Source organism: Rhizobium aethiopicum (assembly GCF_014197535.1).
GTDB lineage: Bacteria > Pseudomonadota > Alphaproteobacteria > Rhizobiales > Rhizobiaceae > Rhizobium > Rhizobium aethiopicum_A.
In genome coordinates this window covers 33,382-50,879 of sequence record NZ_JACIFV010000002.1, presented here as the reverse complement: position 1 = coordinate 50,879, position 17,498 = coordinate 33,382, and the positions used below count along the sequence as shown (strand labels likewise).

Genomic DNA, 17,498 nt, shown 5'->3' with positions numbered 1-17,498 from the left:
GTCGCCTCGATGTCGGGCACTTGGCTGACAACCCGCGCGTGGCTTCTGATGCTGCCGCTTCTCGTGGTGATGATCTCGGTGATCGGCTGGCCTCTGGTCGATACCGTCGGCCTCTCCTTCACCGATGCCAAGCTCGTCGGCACCGAGGGCAGCTTCGTCGGCATCGACAATTACGTGAAGATGCTTTCCGGCTCGAATTTCCAGCGCACCCTGATCACCACCGCATGGTTCGCGATCGTCTCGGTCGCCGCCGAAATGGTGATCGGCGTTCTTGCGGCTCTGCTGCTGAACCAGCAATTCCGTGGCCGCACCGCGTTGCGCGCCCTGATGATCCTACCCTGGGCGCTGCCGACCGTCGTCAACGCCACGCTGTGGCGGCTGATCTACAATCCCGAATATGGCGCGCTGAACGCCGCGCTGATGCAACTCGGCCTGCTCGACGCCTATCGCTCTTGGCTCGGCGAACCGGGCACGGCGCTCGCCGCCCTCATCGTCGCCGACTGCTGGAAGAATTTTCCCTTAGTGGCGCTGATCGCGCTCGCAGCACTCCAGGCCGTGCCGCGCGACATCACCGCCGCCTCGCTCGTCGACGGCGCCGGCCCTTTCGCCCGTTTCCGCTTCGTCATCCTGCCCTATCTCGCCGGCCCGCTGATGGTGGCACTGGTGCTGCGCACGATCGAAGCCTTCAAGGTATTCGACATCATCTGGGTCATGACCCGTGGCGGCCCGGCCAACAGCACACGCACGCTGTCGATCCTGGTCTATCAGGAGGCCTTCTCCTTCCAGCGCGCCGGCTCGGGCGCATCGCTCGCCCTGATCGTCACGCTGCTGGTGACGCTGCTGGCCGCAGGCTACGCGGCTCTTGTCCGCAAGACCGCCGGGAGTGCCGCCTGATGGAACGCCGGAGCCCGCTCTTCTCAGCCTTCATTCACCTCTGCGCCCTACTGCTTGCCGCCGTCATCCTGGCGCCGATCCTCTGGCTTTTCATCATGAGCATCGCGCCGGCTGCAGATCTCGCAGCAAAGCCGCTGCGCTGGTGGCCGCAGGCCGTCGATTTCTCGCGATACCAGCTTCTGCTGTCGACGCTTGAAAACAGCGCCGGCGCTGCCTTTACCTCATCGCTGCGCAACAGCATCGAGGTGGCGGGCATGGCGACGATCGCCGCCATCGCGCTCGCCATTCCGGCCGGTTGGGCCGTGTCGCGCACGCCTTCCGTCGGCTGGTCGCTGTCGATGGTGATCGCCACCTACATGCTGCCGCCGGTGGCGCTCGCCGTACCGCTCTATATGGGCCTCTCCCATCTCGGCATGCTGAACAACGTCTTCGGCCTCGCCCTCGTCTATTTGACGATCCTGGCCCCCTTCACCACCTGGCTGATGAAATCCGGCTTCGATTCCATCCCGCGCGAGATCGAATCGGCGGCGATGATCGACGGCGCCGGCCTGTTCCAGACGCTCCGGATCATCACGCTGCCGCTCGCCGCCCCCGTGGTCGCGACCTCGAGCCTCTTCGCATTCCTGCTGGCCTGGGATGAATTCTTCTATGCGCTGCTCTTCACCTCGGACCAGCGCGCCAAGACGCTGACCGTCGCCATCGCCGATCTCGCCGGCGGCCGCGTCTCCGATTACGGGCTGATCGCCACGGCAGGAGTGCTCGCCGCCCTGCCCCCGGTGCTGATCGGTCTCGTCATGCAACGCGCCCTGATTTCGGGGCTTACCAGCGGCGGCGTCAAGGGATGAACATGACCACAGAAAGAAACCGGCCGGCCGGGCTTGCGGCGATCGACCGCGAAATGGCCCGCCAGCATGCCGATGCGATCGCCTCCTATGAATCGGCGGGGCCGATGGCGGCAAGAGCCGCCGCCTCGCTTGAGAAAACTGGCCGCCTGCTCCTGATCGGCATGGGCGGCTCGCATGCGGTCAACCGCGCTGTCGAGCCGCTCTACCGTGGTCTTGGCATCGACGCCGTTGCCCTGCCACTGTCCGAACAGCTCGGCCAGCCGCTGCCGATCGCCGGCAGGACGATCTTCGTCACCTCGCAGTCCGGTGAAAGCGCCGAAGTGCTACGCTGGTTCAACGAGACCGGCGGAACGGAGGAAACCTTCGGCTTGACGCTCGAAGCCGGCTCCTTCCTCGCCAGAACTGCCCCATCCCTGATCGGCGCTGGCGGCACGGAACTCGCCTTCGCAGCTACCCGCAGCCTGACGGTGACCTTCGCCCTGCATCTGGCCATCCTTTCCGCCCTTGGCGAAGATCCCGCGGCAGCTCTTGCCGTGCTCAAGGCGCCTGAAGACCGCGACATCGCCGCCGCCCTCGCCACGCTTGAAAATGTTGCGACTGTCGTCACCTCGGGCCGCCGCCTGCAAGGCGTTGCCGAAGCATTGGCGCTTGGATTAACGGAGCTGTCGCGCCGTCCGTGCTTTTCTTTGGAGGGCGGTCAGCTCCGCCACGGTCCGATGGAGATGCTCGGGCCGAAGATCGGCGTCGTGCTGTTCCGCGGTCAGGATGAAACCGCCGGCCTGGTGACGGCAATGGCGGTGTCCGCCGTCGAGACCGGCGCTCCGGTCATCCTGTTCGATTCATCCACGGAAGCTGCGGTCGCTGGCGCGATGACGATCCGTTTCTCCCCGGCAACGGGCCTTGCCGCGATCTTCGCCATGCTGCCGGTTGCGCAGCGGCTGATGATCGCCTTTGCCGAAACCCGCGTCGAGAATGCCGGAACGCCGGTCCGTTCAACCAAGATTACCCGGAGCGAATGAATGCGGCCGCTTGCAGTCATCGGCAACGTCAACGTCGACCTGATCCTCGGACCGGCTGCTCCCTGGCCGAAAGCCGGCACCGAGATCATCGTCGACCATGACGAGCTCAGGGTCGGCGGATCGGCCGGCAACAGCGCGCTCGCCTGGCAGGCGCTCGGCGTCGACTTCGAGATCGCCGCCAATATCGGCAGCGACCAGTTCGGCCGCTGGCTGGCCGAAGCCTTCGGCCATCGTTCCGAAAAGTGGCCCGTGCGCCCTGAACAAACGACCCTCTCCGTCGGCATCACCCATCCTGACGGCGAGCGCACCTTCTTCACGACGCGGGGCCACCTGCCGCGCTTCAGCCTGGCCGATGTCTTCGCCGTCATCGACGGCGCAAGGCTGCGCGGCGGTTACGCACTTCTCTGCGGCGGCTTCCTGACCGACGATCTGACCCGCCAATATGAAGCCTTCTTCGACTGGGCCGAGAGCCATGACATCGCCGTCGCCCTCGACACCGGCTGGCCGCTCGACGGCTGGACGGACGAGAATTGCGCTGCGACACGCGCCTGGCTTTCCCGCAGCCGCATCGCACTGCTCAACGAGGTCGAGACGACGACGCTTGCCGGCATCGCCGATCCGATCGAAGCCGCCCGGCACATCAGCTCGCATATGCCGCAAGGTGCGATCGTCGTCGTCAAACGCGGCCCTGAGGGCGCAATCGCGATCAGACCTGACGGCCAACTGGTTTCGGTGATTGCGCCTATTGTGACGGTGGTCGATACCATCGGCGCCGGCGACGTCTTCAATGCCGCCTTCCTCGCAGCGCTGGCAAAGGACGAGCCTTTGATATCTTGCCTGAGAGCGGGAACCGAGGTCGCCTCGCGCGCCATCTCCACCCTTCCCCGCAGCTATGGCAATCCGATCTCTCCTCAGGAGCCGCAGCCATGAGCGCGCTCGATATCGAAAATATCCGCAAGACCTATGGCGACGTCGAGACGCTGAAGGGCATCGATATTTCCCTGGAAAGCGGCGAATTCCTCGTGCTGCTCGGTTCCTCCGGCTGCGGCAAGTCAACGCTCTTGAACATCATCGCCGGCCTTGCCGAGGCGACGAGCGGTGACGTCAGGATCGGCCGCCGCTCGGTGCTCCGCGTGCATCCGAAGGACCGCGACATCGCCATGGTCTTTCAATCCTATGCGCTCTATCCCAATCTGACGGTGCACAGGAACATCGGCTTCGGCCTGGAAATGCGCAAAGTTCCGGCGACGGAGCGCGACAGGGCCGTGCGCGATGCGGCAAAGCTCCTGCAGATCGAAAATCTGCTCGATCGCAAGCCGAGCCAGCTTTCCGGCGGTCAGCGACAACGCGTCGCGATCGGACGGGCGCTGGTGCGCAAGCCGGAGGTGTTCCTCTTCGACGAGCCGCTCTCCAATCTCGACGCCAAGCTGCGCATGGAAATGCGCACTGAGATTAAGCGGCTGCACCAGATGCTGAAGACAACGGTGGTCTATGTCACCCATGACCAGATCGAGGCGATGACGCTTGCAAGCCGCATCGCCGTCATGCGCGACGGCCGCATCGAGCAGTTGGGCACACCGGAGGAGATCTACAACAGTCCGGCGACGCTCTATGTCGCCACCTTCGTCGGTGCGCCGCCAATGAACCTGCTTAAGGCGACGGTGCGTGGCGGCCGTCTGGCGCTTTCAAACTCGGATGCCAGCCTGCCCCTGCCCGCCCGTTTTCGCAATGCCGCCGGCAATATCCGTGATGTCGTCCTCGGCATCCGCCCCGAGGCGCTTCGCACGGGTGGATCCGGGGCTTCGCTCGAGGCAACCGTGGAGGTTGCGGAGTTGACCGGTCCGGAACTCGTCGTCACCGCCCTCGCGGGAAACCAACGGCTGATGGCCTGCCTGCCGCCGCGCACCCCGGTCCGCGACGGCGAAAAACTCACGCTCTTCTTTGACGAGGAGGCGATGCATCTCTTCGATGCGCAAACCGGTCTCAGTTGCCTCCGCGGGGAATAGTGCGGTCAACCGATCGCTCGCTCAATTCGCCGCGTCGGCCGGCTTGCGCTTGTAGACATGGATATAGTCGACGAGCAGGATGGAAGGATTTGGCGTTTCATCGATCGGCCAACCCGAGCCGAGCGCCAGGTTCACCAGCGGATAGAATGGCATATGGAACTCCTTCGGCGTGTCGAAGCTCCACAGGTAGTGGCGATCCAGGTAGAAGGTCGTCTTGTCGGCCTGGATATCGACACCGTAGGTATGATACTCGCTGTTCAAAATTCCATCCTGGACGGTTTTCCAATAGCCGCCATTGGAATTCTCACCGCCCTGGGCCTGGCGCCAGATATGAAAGCCCATGGAGAATTCGTAGGGCGCGCGTCCATAATATTCCAGCACGTCGATCTCAGCGGTGTATTTCGACCGGTCGAGCCCGATGAGCCAGAAGGCCGGCCACACACCCTTGCCCGGCGGCAGCTTCATCCGCGCTTCGAAATAGCCGAACTGCTGCGAGAAGCCCTCACCCTTCGGGTTGACCGCCGAGAGCAGGCCCGACCGCCAGGTTCCATCCTCTCCCTTACGCGCTTCGATCTTCAGGATTCCCTGATCGGTCGTAAACGGAAAATCGGGCGCCGGATCCGTGAAACGGGCGTCGCCGAAATCGCCGTTCCAGGGCGTATGAGCGATCCAACGGGAACTTCTCTCTCCCCATGCCGAGACATCAAGGCTGTCGAAATTCTCCTCGAACGTCAGCTGATAGGCATTCATGTTGATCGGTTCTTGGGCGACGCTAGGCCGGCCGGGCAACGCCCCCAGACCGAGAACAACGAGCAGACCCAAGCTCTTAGAAGATATGCCGTAACGCATTGCGCTCCTCCGAAACCGCCAAAACAATCATTGGACTGCAACGGTCTTTTTATGAAATGAGAATTCTGTTTCGTCGCGGCATGAGCCGGTGAACGACGATGGTCTCGATGCCGTCGGGCCTTCCCAGAATCTGCCATAGCAACAGCGCGAAGCCCCAGAAGATCGTCGCCGCCGCCGCGCCGCAAAGCGCCAGGCCGACGATCAGGCCGAAGCCGGCAGGCATGACGGCGAGCTTGGGGCCTATCCAGAGCAGGAAAGCGATCATCGGCAGGCTCGCGGCCAGAGGCCTGCAAAAGGATTTCAGCTGCGCGGCAAAACTCGCCCCGATCAACCGCCGAGTGATGATAAGCGACGCGGCATAAGCGACGAGAACCGCCACAACCCGCGCGCCGAGCGCACCCGCCACCTGGAAATAGGCAATACCCAGGATGGTGACCGGGACTCTGACCGCGAACTCGGCAAACATCCGCAAGGCGAGGGAACGGGTTTTGTCCATGACCATCGCCAATGCCGGCACTATGTTCGTCGGCAGACCGAGCAGGCTCACCAGGCACAGCCATTGCAGAATTGGTGCGGCGGAGGCCCATTTCTCGCCGACGAGGATACGCACCGTCGGCTCGGCCAGAAAGGCGAGCGCAATAAGAATGGGCGCCGCGACGAAGGTGATTGCACTCGTTGCCTTCAAATAGGCGGCAACCAGGTTGCGACGATCTTCGACAGTGGAGAACGCCGCCATCAGCGGGCGCAGCAACGGGCCGACAAAGGTCTGATAGGGAATGCCGGCGATATTGTCGGCGACGCTGAAGGCGCCAAACGTCGATAACCCGGCAAAACGCGGCAAAAGCAGCCGGTCGAGCTGCCAATTAATCGCGCTCAGCACCTGCGATACGGTATTCCAGCTGATCATATCCTGGAAACGCTTCCATTCCGACAGGCTGAACTTCGGCTGCATCGGTGCAAAGACATAGGAGGTGATCATCGCCGCGGTCGGGCCGGCGACCGCCCCGACCGCGAGCCCCCAATAGCTGCCCGTCGCCACGGCCACCCCTGCCCCGAACAGCAGCGTCGATCCTTTGGTGATGAGATCAAGCGCAAACTCGCGTTTGAAATCGAAATGCTGCATGAAAAGGACCATGCGAGGACTGATCATGCTCCGCATGGCAGGCGCGATCGAAAGCACGGCGACAAGCGCAAAAAGTCGAGAATCGTCGTAGATCACGACCATCGGCCAGGAAATGATCATCATCAGCAGGCTGATGGCCAACCCTCTCAACAGGCTCAACGTGAAAGCCGTCGCAAACATCTCGTCGGAAGGGGACGGCTGACGCATCAGAGCCTGCGTCAACGGCAGGTCCAGGATCGCCTCGATGATGACCAAAACCGATGTCGCAATGGCGACCAATCCGAAATCCGCGGGACTCAACAATCTTGCCAGGACAAGCAGACTGACGAAATCCAGCAGTCGCGCGAGGAATTTTCCGCTGATCGTCCAGATGCTCGCCGTCGCCGTCCTCTGAGATAGGCTTGACATGATTTGTCTATTCCTCGTCGGCAGATTGAGACGGTTTCGATCGCGGCAGCAAGACAGGCAGCTCCAGTCTTGCCCTCAGACCGGCCGTCTACTGAAGGCATCGACGGACCGGTCGGCATGGGTGGAGAGCTGTTGCTCGATGAGCCCGGCCATCCGATTGCGGAAAACTGCCGAGGAGAATTTCAGCGAATGCGCGCGGATGGCTTGCGGATCGATATCGTCCTCCACCTCTTCGAACGCCGCCATGGTTTCCAGCAGGGCTTCGGTGGTTTGCTCAGCAAAGCGAAAACCGACCTGCGGCGAAGATACCGTTTCCCTTGCGCCGCCGGCGTCGAAAGCCAGGACAGGCCGCCCTGATGCCATGGCTTCGACCGGCAGGATGCCGAAATCCTCCGTGCCCGGAAACAGCAGGGCGCGGCATCGCGAGAGGTGATCACGCAGGACATCAAACGGCTGGTGGCCGAGGAATTGGACGGTCGTGCCGGCGATCGATTTCAGATAAGGCAACTGTTCTCCCTCTCCGATCACGATGAGCTTACGCCCGGCCTCGGTACAGGCGCGAACGGCGATGTCCGGCCGCTTGTAGGCCGTCAGCTGACCGGCATAGAGATAGAATTCGCCCTTCCCCTTCCCGACCGAAAAATCATCGGTGGCAACCGGGGGATGGATGACGATGGAGTCCCGATCGTAGAAGCGGCGAATGCGGTTTGCGACATAGTCGGAATTGGCAACGAACACGTCGACGCGGGACGACGTCGTCACATCCCAGGCGCGCAGCATCGGCGCGGTGACCGACATCAGGGCACGCCCAACCCAGGGCAGGCCATGGCGGTAGACGTGGAACTGATCCCAGATGTAGCGCATCGGCGAATGGCAGTAGCAGACATGGAGAGCGTCGGCGCGGGTAATGATGCCCTTGGCAGGCCCGGATTCGCTCGACAGCACGAGATCGTAGTCCTGCAGATCGAATTGCTCGAGCGCGAAGGGCATCAGCGGCAGCATCTTGGTGTAATGCCTCTGCGCGCCGGGAATCTTCTGCAGAAAGGACGTGCGGATGTTGCGCGTCTTGAGAAAATCGCTGATGCGATCCCGGTTGCAGACAAGCGTGAAGATGTCGGCCTGCGGAAACATGCGGCACAATTCTTCGACGACCTTCTCGCCGCCGCGCATCGAGACGAGCCAGTAATGCACGATGGCGACGCGCAGCTGCCTGGTTTCCTTGACGCTTTCCGCCTCGGCCGTGCGTCTTTTCGCCATCACGGGCGCATCGCCGAGAAATGCCCTTGCGTCGGAAAGAGAGGTTGTTGCTTTAAAGGTCAACGGAATACTCCTTGTGTCGCCACACGGTCTGTGAGCTCGGGAACCGCATTCGTCGAAAGCAGGCTGTAATATTCGGCAAGGAGCGCGTCGCGCCATTGCTCATGTGTCGAGGCGAGAGCCGGCGACATCAGGAAGGCCCGCTCGCTCATGGCGCGGATTTCGTGCCTCGGCATTTGGCTGAATCGCGTCAATGTGTCGGCAAAGGCGGTTTCATCAGCCGTGTCGCACGCAAACGCCATGCCGGCTCGTTCCATTTCCTCGGCAAGAAAGGCGCTGCGTGACATGATGACCGGCAGACCGCTTCTGGCCGCTTCGATCGCCACGAGGCCGAAAGGCTCGGGATAACGCGAGGGCATCAACAGGGCGCGGGCCTTGCGGATGGTGGTGCCGATCTCCGCGTGCGATTGCCAGCCGACGGCCCTGACGTGATCGCCGGACGCTGCGACCAACGGCATCAGCGGTCCGTCTCCGATCACGCAGAGCCTGGCGCCGGCTCTGCGTGTGGCGGCCACGGCGTCCTCCACGCCCTTTTCCTCGTCCAGCCGACCGATGAAGACGAATTCATCGTTCGCCTCCGCCTCGATGCGCTCTATCGACAAGGGGGCGACGGGATTGCGGATCGTCGTCAACCGTTCGGGCCGATAGCCGGCGCCGACGAGAAAGCCAGCCATCTTCTCATGCAGCAGGATGATCCGGCCGAAATCGGCTTCAGCCCTCAGCAGCCGGAGGATATTCGAGCCGCGGGCGAGCCGCCACAATTTGTGCGGATAACTTCTCTTGTCGCAAGCCGTCGCAATGCAGCCCGCACCGAGCGGACGCCGAAGGCAGATCTCTTGCGTCTGGTAATCGAAAAAGGCGCCGTTGGGACAGGCGGTGAAGAAGTCATGCGCGTGAACAACGCACCGTCCCGCGACCGGAGCCAATGCCTTGAAAAGCGCAGGAGACAGGATCTGATGCCAGCCATGGACGTGATAGACGGTATTCGCCGTATCGTCCGCGGCAACCCAGTTCGCGACCATGCGAGCAGCCGCACCATTGTGAATGCCGGTCACGAAAGCCTTCGCACGCTCAGCGCTAAGCAGGTCGCGGCTGTTCAATCCGACCATCGAGATGCCGAGCGCAGCAAGCTCCGGATTGGCGGCGTCATCGCCGCAAATATAGGTCACTGGAATATCCAGGCTGCGAAAAAGCTTGGCCGACAGCACCGCCAGCCCCGTCGCCCCGCCCCTGGCCACCGAGTAGTCGTCGATGACGACCACGCGATCGATCCTCGTCCTGCCCCGGCCGGGAAAGCGGCTGACATTTGAGGCGGATCGCAGGGCTTCGGGAAACGGCGGACGCATCACTTCACCGAAAGCGCGCCATTCGCACAGGCCTCGAGCGCCTTGCGGTTCAGAATTCGGATCCTGCCCTGCCCCCCGTCGATAATCTTGCATTCCCGCAGACGCCGCAGGCATTGATTGACCTTCTCGCGGGACGCCGGCAGCGTTGCGGCCAGATCATTTTGCGAGATAGTCAGTTCGTTGCCGCTGTTTGCGGAATCCTTTCCGTAAACAGCCGAGAGCCGCAGCAACGTGCTCGCCAGTCTTGCCTGCAGGGTCGACGCCGCATTGGCGATTATTCTATTTTCAAGCTCCGAGACACGCGCCAAAGCCCTTGAGAAGACTTTTTCGCGGAAGCACGGATCGGTGGCATACATGTCGCGCAGGAGCCGGCCCTCGAAGAAGTGCAGCTCGCAATTGGAGCTGGCCCGGTATTCGAGGTTCAATGTCTGCCGGCGCAAGACCTCGAGCTCGCCGATCAGACCTGATTTCGCAATGATCTCGACGATGAATTCCCTGCCGTCAGGCAACATCGTACTTGCACTGACCACGCCCGAATGCACGCGAGCGAACATGTCGACAAGGATGCCAGCCCCGGCAATGATCTCGCCACGACGGAAACGCCGTATGCTCGAGCGGCAGGAAAGGAATTCGTCTTCGATGATAATGCGACTGTTCAGGTGAATGCCGCTGGCCGAGATCGCGGCTTTGCTGATGCCGGGCCTGCGATCAGATGCATGTATGATGCCGTCCATGCAATTCACTCCTAATACTAGAATGGTGTCTCACCTATGCTGCATTGCATCAATTATATTGGATTAACACATTAGTCAAATAACATCGGAACGATCCCAACTAAAATTTAAGTCTACCTTCACACAAACGCGAATAACTTCTCACATAAAATAGACAATTCTAAAATACGCGAATAGTTTCTATGAAATCATCACAAGTTGCTTATAAAAAAGACTTACTGATTTAAAAATGATCAATTATTGATATTACGATATCAACACGACTGGTTGAATTAGCACGAAAAATGATCATTAACAGCAGATTATAGAGCCAACTAAAAGAATTGATGACACAGATCTGTAGTCGGAAATCTGTGTGCGGTTTCCTAGCATAAAGAATTAATTAACGATTATGACCTTGGTAACAGACAATCTGGGTGCGGCGCAGCAAGCTTTCAACGGTTGTTGACGGGCAATGTTTTGGAGACCGCGATGGCATGGGAAGCACATAGTTTTGAGGCTTGGTCACGCGTCGGACGGGCTACTAAGGGTGACGATTCACCCGATTCCCGGCCTCGCGCCGCCGCCAGGTCGTCGAAGCGTGCGATAGATCTTCTTGTCGCAATCACCGCTCTGATCCTGCTCTCTCCGCTTCTGCTGATGGTCGCGATCATCGTGAAGCTCTCCGACCGCGGCCCTGTCTTCTATTCCCATATGCGCATTGGCTTCGGCGGAGCGCCGTTCGGATGTCTCAAATTTCGAACGATGAAGCCCGATGCCAGCGCTCAGCTCGCGGAATTGCTGCAAAACAACCCGGCCGCCCGCAGCGAATGGGAAGCGACGCGCAAGTTGAAGAACGATCCCAGGATTACAGCTGTCGGCGACATCCTCAGGCGCTCGAGCATCGACGAGCTTCCCCAGCTGATCAATATCGTGCGTGGCGAAATGAGCCTCGTCGGGCCCCGGCCGGTCACAGCCGAGGAACTGCCGCGTTACGGTGAACATATGTGGGCCTACATGGCGGTCCGTCCGGGGCTGACCGGTCAATGGCAAACCAGCGGACGCAATGACGTCAGTTACGAGTACCGGGTTTCGCTCGACGTCCACTATCTCAACAACTGGTCGCTCGCCCGAGACTTCGTCATCATCGCCAAGACCATTCCTGCGCTGTTTTCCCAGCGCGGATCGTACTGAGCGTTCAGGGGAGACCGCCGACCGTGCCCGAGATGCGATGCGCCTCTCCCGTCTCCTCCAAGCTGACATTTACCTGGTGAATTCCCCTTTCCGGATTATGACATGACCTCCAGCACGATCTTCAGCGGTGTCTCTCCCATATCCCTGCCTGCAGCAGCCACAGGCGGCGGGAATTCGCCGCTGACCCTGCGGGATATGCTCTTCTTTTTCAGAATGCGCTGGCACTGGATCGTCGCGACGACCATCGCTTTCCTGGCGATCGCCGGAACCTATCTGCTGACCGCCGAACCGACTTTCGTCGCCAGCACGCAGCTCGTGATTTTCCCCCAGGTGAGCGGCTCTGAAGCACAGAGGGCTTTCGCCGAAGATGCGTTCATCGAAGGACAGCTGGAGATCGCCAGATCGAGCGACGTCGTCGGCGGAACGGTAGCGGCGCTTGATCTCGTCCATGATCCGGAGTTTGTCGATCAGACGCCTTCGCTGCAGGGCAGAGCAAAGAATTGGCTGATGGGGCTTTCCTCACAACTGGATACGCCATCGCAAGACGCAGCGGGCAAGGGAACGATCGAAGCGCAGACGGAGGAGGAGCGGCTCCACGACTGGGCAACCGCCAAACTGCTGAACATGATGGACATCCGCCGGATCGGAAGCTCGACGATCATCGAGATATCGGCTGCGGCATCGACCCCCCAGAAGGCCGTCGACATCGCCGACACGCTCGCCGGACAATATATCCAGAAGAATATCGCGATGAAGGCCAACGCCGCCCGCCAATACAGCGACTGGCTGGCGAAATTCATAGCCGAGCAACAGCGAGGGCTGGCGGAAGCCGCCAGCGCCCTGGCAAGTTTCACCAGCAATCCGCGCGACCAGTTCAAGCTTGCGGAGTTGCAGAGCGCAACGGACGCCCGACGCTCTCTCTATGAAAGCACCTTGAACCAGCTGACCGAAGCAAAGCAGCGCATCACCTATCCGATGTCCGATGCCACGATCGTCTCGCAAGCCACGCTGCCTCTTTCGAAGGCGAGACCGCGCAGCACGCTCATCGCCGCCTTTGCGGCGGCTGTCGGCCTCGGTGCAGGTCTCGCACTCGCGATGATAAGGCACGCCAGCGACCGCCGGCTCGTCCGCCCGCATCAGATCGCAGAGACCTGCGATCTGCCCTTCGTCACGGTGCTGGCGACATCGAAAAGGATTGGGAACGGCGACCCGGCTCGTTTCCCCGCCGGCATGGGCAGCAGTACAGCCGCCTATCCGGTTATTCCAGGCATGACGGAGCTGAGCGCAACGGTTGTCGGGCTTCGGCGCAAACGCCGGATCGTCATCGGAGTGGTCGCCGTCAATCCCGGCAACGGAGCATCAACCATCGCAAGCGAACTTGCCGTGCTGTCGTCGGTATCTGGAGCGAAGACACTTCTGATTGATGCGGCCGCGCAGAAATCATCACTGAGCAAGGCGATCGCGCCCGATAGTGCCAGCGGCCTCGTCGACGTCCTCGACAACGGCGACCTCTTCCAGACGGCGGCCCTCCCGCTCACCCCGACGCTGAAGTTCCTGCCACTCGGCAAGGTGGATGCGGTAACACCGGCCATTCGCCTGAGTTCCCGCCGCACCCAATTGAGCTTTGCCGAGCTGAAAAAAGAGTTCGACACCATATTCGTCGACATTTCCGCATTCTCCGAGTCACCGGATGCCAACGCGATCGCGCCGGAGCTGGACGGTGTTCTCGTGGTCGCCTCGCACGGACGCACATCGATCGACGACGCCATGCGCGTCATCGAGACGATGCGTAACGTCGGCGCGGAGATCCTCGGCGCGATCATCAATCACGCTCCGAGGAGCATGCAGCCATGATCGCGCATTCGGCAAAAGCGACCAGGCAGGACGGCTTGAGTTCGGCGCCTGTGTCTTGCGACGCGGGAGCGACGGCGCGGCGCGCGAGCCGGCCATTGCGGATTGCCGTCGGAATTGCTTCGGCGGGACGTCCTTCGATCCTGCTGGAAACGGTCGATTATCTCGTCGGCCTGCCGGTCCAGCCGCAGCGATTGATCGTCTGCGTGCCGGCGAACGACGATGCGGCCGGGCTCGCCGACCGTCTCGACGTGGAAGTCATTATCGGCAGCCGCGGCCTGACCTCCCAGCGCAACAGCATCATCCGGGCGTCCGCCGCCGACACAGATATTCTGATCTTCCTGGACGACGATTTCATTCCGGCCGCAACCTTCCTGGCGCGGATGGCAGCCGTCTTGGCAGCCAATCCTGACGTCGCGATTGCCACCGGTGAGGTCCTGGCCGACGGCGTCCTCATTGGGGGGCTCGACATGTCGAAGGCCCTGCAGGTCCTTCACACTGCCGGCGAAGGGTCCGAGCGGGTGACGGATGTCTATAATGCCTACGGGTGCAATATGGCAGTTCGCCTCGCCCCCGTTCTCGAACACGCGCTGGCGTTTGACGAGCAACTGCCGCTCTATGGCTGGCTCGAGGATGTCGATTTCAGCAGGTCCATCGCCCGCTACGGCAGATCCGTGCGCGTTGAAGGCGCCCGCGGAGTGCATCTCGGCGTCAGATCCGGGCGACAGCCCGGCCAGAGACTCGGCTATTCGCAGGTTGCCAATCCCGTCTACCTGATCCGCAAAGGCACGATGTCGAAAGGCCGGGCGATAGCGCAGATCGGCCGCAACATTCTGGCGAACGCATCGGGCATAGTGTTCAACGATCGGCTGGTCGACCGATGGGGACGTTTGCACGGCAATTGGCTGGCGCTCATCGATCTCCTTGCCAGCCGCGCGGCACCGTCCCGCATTCTCGAATTCGGCAATCCGCCCTCCCGCGCGCCCTCGCCGCCAATCGCAACGAAACGGAGATAGATCAATGCAGTCCACATTCTTGCTCGATCGCGTTATCTCCGCGGCCCTCGCCTTGCTGGTTTTCTGCTGCCTGACCGGCTGGAGCGTCGCCCATGCACAAACATTCACCCTCGTGGCGGAAGACAAGGTCAGACTTCGTGTCGTCGAATGGCGCTCAGCGGATTCCCGCTATGCCAGCTGGGAAGCTGTCGATGGCGTCTACACCATCGACGATACCGGCGACCTGTCGATACCGATCGCCGGCCATGTACAGGCGTCTGGAAAAACATCCGAAGAACTCGCCGATGCTATCGCCAGCGCGCTCGCCGAAAAGGCGGAACTTCCTGGCAAGCCATACATCGCCCTGGAGGTTGCCGAGCATGCGCCGATTTTTGTGACCGGCACCGTTCAAACTCCGGGACGCTACCCTTTTGAACCGCGGATGACGGTCATGAAGGCCGTCAGCATCGCTGGCGGCTTTCTGCGGGAACGCGAGGACAATACTTACTTCGAGCGCGACCGGATTCAGGCAGCCGGGGCCTATCGAACCGCCGTCCTCAACCGGCGTGACCTCTTGATGCGCCAGGCGCGGCTGCGGGCGGAAATCGCGGGCGAGCAGAGTTTTGAGGTTCCTGCCGAACTCGTGGAAACGCCTGATATGGACAAGCTGAAGGCGCAGGAATTGAACCTGATGCGGCTGCGCCGTGTCGATATCGACAGTCAGATCGAAGCGGCGAATGACCTCGCCCGCCTCTATGGCCAGCAGGTCGAGTCGCTCGAGGCCAAGATCAGCTCGCAAAAGCGGCAGATTGACCTTGCCCAGAAGGAACTGGACAACGTCAACAGTCTGGTGAGCAAGGGGTTGGTCAGCAATTCCCGCCAGGTTTCTGTCGACCGCTGGGTTGCCGATGCGCAAGGTACCCTGATCGATCTCGAAGTTGCCCTGACCACGGCTCGCCAAGGCCTCAGTGAGGCCGACCGTTCCAAGATCAATATCGTCAACAGGCAGAATAGCGAAAATCAGGAACTGCTCAACCAGGTCAATCTGGCGATCGGCAGGGCAGCCATCGATATACAGGTGGCCCAGCTTCTGGGCGAACAGGCCGGCTACGACGCTCAGCTTGCTCAGATGAACACGGACGCGCCGGGAATTGGCAGAACGCAGAAGAACTACAGGATCGTGCGCCGCAATAACGACGGAACCTCCAGCAACATCGTGGCCGACGAGCAAACCGCATTGCTGCCGCACGATCTCGTCGAGGTCGGTTTGGACACCAACCTTCAGGCGCCGGCGTCGCCGCTGCAGCCCGCACCCCAGACGCAGAGCTCGACACTCCCCTCGTCTGATGTGGCCGGGGATAATCGAGCCGGCCGCGGCTGGATGTCCCAGACGGGATCGAATTAGGAGGCGATGATGATCAGCGAAGACAGCTGGCGGCTTTCGCCTCGCCCAGGATTAGATGCATGTCGATAGAGCCGCTCGGTTTCATCGTTCTCCTGCTTGGCCTGCTCGCCATGGTCAACGGCGCTCGTCTTGCGGTGACGACCCTCTGCCTGTTGACGCTGCTGGGAGCCGCGGCGGCTCTGCAATTGCCTGCGCTCGGCGGCAGCAGTATTCAGCCAAGCCATCTTCTGCTCTTGTTTATCGTCGCCGCCACCTTGTTGCGTCCAGTCCAGACGCAAGCGGCGCTGGCGAGCATCGCTTATCCGGGTCCCGGCTTCTGGTTTGCCGCCTATATCCTGTTTTCCGTCGTGTCGTCATTTTTCCTGCCGCGCATTTTTGCAGGCGCGACCCTCGTCTACTCCTCTGCGAGGGATGCGACGGGCATGATGTCGACTGTCGCCGCGCCCCTGGCGCCAGGCTCATCCAATCTTAGCCAATCTGTCTATCTGCTTGGCGACCTCGCCTGCTTTGCCGTGGTCTCGGGACTTGCAAGGCTCGGATATCAGCGTTTCATCGCACATCAGTTGATCGTCGCATCAATCGCGTGTTTTGCGCTGGCCTTGCTTGATATCGGAACGTTCCTGACCGGCCAGTCCTACCTGCTCGATGTCATCAGAAACGCGAATTATACCATGCATACGGCCGAGACGATCAGCGGCTTCAAACGCATCGTCGGCACCTTTCCCGAAGCAAGCATATACGGGACGGTCGCACTGGCTTATTTTTCGTTCACGCTTCTGCTCTGGCTGGAGCGTGTTCGAAGCCGTATGGCCGGTATGGCAACGCTTCTCATCGGCCCGACGATCCTGCTCTGCACATCGACAACCGCTTATATCGCCGGGCTTTTCGTTGTCTGCATGCTCGTGCTGTTCTGCTGCAAACGTATGATCGCAGGATCGGCCAAGACCTCGCACGTGACTTTCCTGGCGATAACTCTCTTCCTGATCCCTTGCGCCATCGTCGCTCTCAGCCTTGTCCCTGATGCGTGGAATTCCATCACCAGCCTCGTCAACACCACCGTGTCGGACAAACTCCAATCACAATCCGGCGAAGAGCGCACCGCCTGGAACACGCTGGCATTGATCGCATTCGTCGATACCGCAACCTTCGGCGCCGGCCTCGGAACGGTTCGAGCGTCGAGTTTCATCGCCGCATTGTTGTCCAACGTCGGATTGACCGGCACGCTTCTCTTCGTCGCGTTCCTGTACAGCCTTGTCAGAGCCTCCGGCCGGCACGTCTCCGGCGATCGGGAGACGCATGCCATCGGAAACGCCGCCATTCTGGCGTCGATCTCGCAGATCGCCTCTGCGGCGATTTCAGGAAGCGGCACCGATCTCGGCCTGCTGTTCAGCACCACGGCGGGTTTGGCTGCCGGTTGCCTGGCCACCCCCTATGTGTCGCGGCATCGGGTGGCCCGACCTCTCGCAAATCGGCATCTGCCGGAGGCATCGGCATCTCTCAGGAGAGCGCCGGTGTTTGCAACGTGATGACGTC

At 61.2% G+C, this 17,498-nt stretch carries 15 protein-coding genes; 10 read left to right on the top strand and 5 right to left on the bottom strand.

All coding sequences use genetic code 11. The features are described from left to right. The first annotated feature begins 9 nt into the window (after window positions 1-9). Genes GGD53_RS03400 through GGD53_RS03380 form a run of 5 tightly spaced genes read left to right on the top strand, consistent with a single transcriptional unit; the run spans window position 10 to window position 4,764 of the window. Window positions 10-894, top strand: coding sequence for a carbohydrate ABC transporter permease (locus GGD53_RS03400; protein WP_184454299.1), 885 nt, complete (start codon window positions 10-12; stop codon window positions 892-894). Beyond that, window positions 894-1,739: a carbohydrate ABC transporter permease gene (locus GGD53_RS03395; protein WP_184453598.1), complete on the top strand. Its 846-nt coding sequence runs from the start codon at window positions 894-896 to the stop codon at window positions 1,737-1,739. Before GGD53_RS03400 ends, GGD53_RS03395 begins: the two co-directional genes overlap by 1 nt. Beyond that, window positions 1,736-2,758 (top strand): SIS domain-containing protein, encoded by a 1,023-nt coding sequence (locus tag GGD53_RS03390; protein ID WP_184453596.1) that lies wholly within the window; start codon window positions 1,736-1,738, stop codon window positions 2,756-2,758. The genes GGD53_RS03395 and GGD53_RS03390 overlap by 4 nt, the downstream gene beginning before the upstream one ends. After that, window positions 2,759-3,688, top strand: a complete 930-nt coding sequence (locus GGD53_RS03385) for a PfkB family carbohydrate kinase (protein ID WP_184453594.1) — start codon at window positions 2,759-2,761, stop codon at window positions 3,686-3,688. Beyond that, on the top strand, window positions 3,685-4,764 hold the full coding sequence (locus GGD53_RS03380; protein WP_184453592.1) for an ABC transporter ATP-binding protein: 1,080 nt from the start codon (window positions 3,685-3,687) through the stop codon (window positions 4,762-4,764). Before GGD53_RS03385 ends, GGD53_RS03380 begins: the two co-directional genes overlap by 4 nt. 21 nt (window positions 4,765-4,785) lie before the next feature. On the opposite strand, the gene GGD53_RS03375 is transcribed toward GGD53_RS03380, so the two are convergent. The 5 genes from GGD53_RS03375 to GGD53_RS03355 form a co-directional block, all read right to left on the bottom strand. Next, window positions 4,786-5,613 (bottom strand): glycoside hydrolase family 16 protein, encoded by an 828-nt coding sequence (locus GGD53_RS03375; protein ID WP_184453590.1) that lies wholly within the window; start codon window positions 5,611-5,613, stop codon window positions 4,786-4,788. Between the two features lie 49 nt (window positions 5,614-5,662). Further along, on the bottom strand, window positions 5,663-7,144 hold the full coding sequence (locus tag GGD53_RS03370; protein ID WP_184453588.1) for a lipopolysaccharide biosynthesis protein: 1,482 nt from the start codon (window positions 7,142-7,144) through the stop codon (window positions 5,663-5,665). A gap of 75 nt (window positions 7,145-7,219) precedes the next feature. After that, the gene (locus tag GGD53_RS03365) at window positions 7,220-8,464 is read right to left on the bottom strand and encodes a glycosyltransferase family 4 protein (RefSeq protein ID WP_184453586.1); all 1,245 of its coding nucleotides are present in this window, start codon (window positions 8,462-8,464) and stop codon (window positions 7,220-7,222) included. Further along, entirely contained in the window at window positions 8,461-9,810 is a 1,350-nt protein-coding gene (locus GGD53_RS03360) for a glycosyltransferase family 4 protein (RefSeq protein ID WP_348647397.1), read from the bottom strand. Before GGD53_RS03360 ends, GGD53_RS03365 begins: the two co-directional genes overlap by 4 nt. Beyond that, window positions 9,807-10,541 (bottom strand): Crp/Fnr family transcriptional regulator, encoded by a 735-nt coding sequence (locus GGD53_RS03355; RefSeq protein WP_184453582.1) that lies wholly within the window; start codon window positions 10,539-10,541, stop codon window positions 9,807-9,809. Before GGD53_RS03355 ends, GGD53_RS03360 begins: the two co-directional genes overlap by 4 nt. Before the next feature lie 471 nt (window positions 10,542-11,012). On the opposite strand from GGD53_RS03355, the gene GGD53_RS03350 reads away from it, so the two are divergent. The 5 genes from GGD53_RS03350 to GGD53_RS03330 all read left to right on the top strand — a co-directional run bounded on the left by GGD53_RS03350 (window position 11,013) and on the right by GGD53_RS03330 (window position 17,491). Further along, window positions 11,013-11,714 carry a sugar transferase gene (locus GGD53_RS03350; protein WP_184453580.1) on the top strand — a complete coding sequence of 234 codons (702 nt, stop codon included), beginning with the start codon at window positions 11,013-11,015 and terminating at the stop codon, window positions 11,712-11,714. Between the two features lie 102 nt (window positions 11,715-11,816). Continuing rightward, a complete protein-coding gene (locus GGD53_RS03345) occupies window positions 11,817-13,568 on the top strand; it encodes a polysaccharide biosynthesis tyrosine autokinase (RefSeq protein WP_184453578.1) in 1,752 nt (583 codons plus the stop codon). Continuing rightward, a complete protein-coding gene (locus tag GGD53_RS03340) occupies window positions 13,565-14,581 on the top strand; it encodes a glycosyltransferase family 2 protein (RefSeq protein ID WP_184453575.1) in 1,017 nt (338 codons plus the stop codon). The genes GGD53_RS03345 and GGD53_RS03340 overlap by 4 nt, the downstream gene beginning before the upstream one ends. A gap of 4 nt (window positions 14,582-14,585) precedes the next feature. After that, complete coding sequence (locus GGD53_RS03335) at window positions 14,586-15,965, top strand: polysaccharide biosynthesis/export family protein (RefSeq protein ID WP_184454297.1); 1,380 nt, start codon at window positions 14,586-14,588, stop codon at window positions 15,963-15,965. A 59-nt stretch (window positions 15,966-16,024) separates the two neighbouring features. After that, entirely contained in the window at window positions 16,025-17,491 is a 1,467-nt protein-coding gene (locus GGD53_RS03330; protein ID WP_184453573.1) for a hypothetical protein, read from the top strand. Window positions 17,492-17,498 lie beyond the last annotated feature (7 nt).

What these genes read in the sequence shown, in the direction of transcription:
- GGD53_RS03400 (WP_184454299.1), top strand. Translation starts at nt 10, where the DNA reads ATGTCGGGCACTTGGCTGACAACCCGCGCGTGGCTTCTGATGCTGCCG.
- GGD53_RS03395 (WP_184453598.1), top strand. Translation starts at nt 894, where the DNA reads ATGGAACGCCGGAGCCCGCTCTTCTCAGCCTTCATTCACCTCTGCGCC.
- GGD53_RS03390 (WP_184453596.1), top strand. Translation starts at nt 1,736, where the DNA reads ATGAACATGACCACAGAAAGAAACCGGCCGGCCGGGCTTGCGGCGATC.
- GGD53_RS03385 (WP_184453594.1), top strand. Translation starts at nt 2,759, where the DNA reads ATGCGGCCGCTTGCAGTCATCGGCAACGTCAACGTCGACCTGATCCTC.
- GGD53_RS03380 (WP_184453592.1), top strand. Translation starts at nt 3,685, where the DNA reads ATGAGCGCGCTCGATATCGAAAATATCCGCAAGACCTATGGCGACGTC.
- GGD53_RS03375 (WP_184453590.1), bottom strand. Translation starts at nt 5,613, where the DNA reads ATGCGTTACGGCATATCTTCTAAGAGCTTGGGTCTGCTCGTTGTTCTC.
- GGD53_RS03370 (WP_184453588.1), bottom strand. Translation starts at nt 7,144, where the DNA reads ATGTCAAGCCTATCTCAGAGGACGGCGACGGCGAGCATCTGGACGATC.
- GGD53_RS03355 (WP_184453582.1), bottom strand. Translation starts at nt 10,541, where the DNA reads ATGGACGGCATCATACATGCATCTGATCGCAGGCCCGGCATCAGCAAA.
- GGD53_RS03350 (WP_184453580.1), top strand. Translation starts at nt 11,013, where the DNA reads ATGGCATGGGAAGCACATAGTTTTGAGGCTTGGTCACGCGTCGGACGG.
- GGD53_RS03345 (WP_184453578.1), top strand. Translation starts at nt 11,817, where the DNA reads ATGACCTCCAGCACGATCTTCAGCGGTGTCTCTCCCATATCCCTGCCT.
- GGD53_RS03340 (WP_184453575.1), top strand. Translation starts at nt 13,565, where the DNA reads ATGATCGCGCATTCGGCAAAAGCGACCAGGCAGGACGGCTTGAGTTCG.
- GGD53_RS03335 (WP_184454297.1), top strand. Translation starts at nt 14,586, where the DNA reads ATGCAGTCCACATTCTTGCTCGATCGCGTTATCTCCGCGGCCCTCGCC.
- GGD53_RS03330 (WP_184453573.1), top strand. Translation starts at nt 16,025, where the DNA reads ATGTCGATAGAGCCGCTCGGTTTCATCGTTCTCCTGCTTGGCCTGCTC.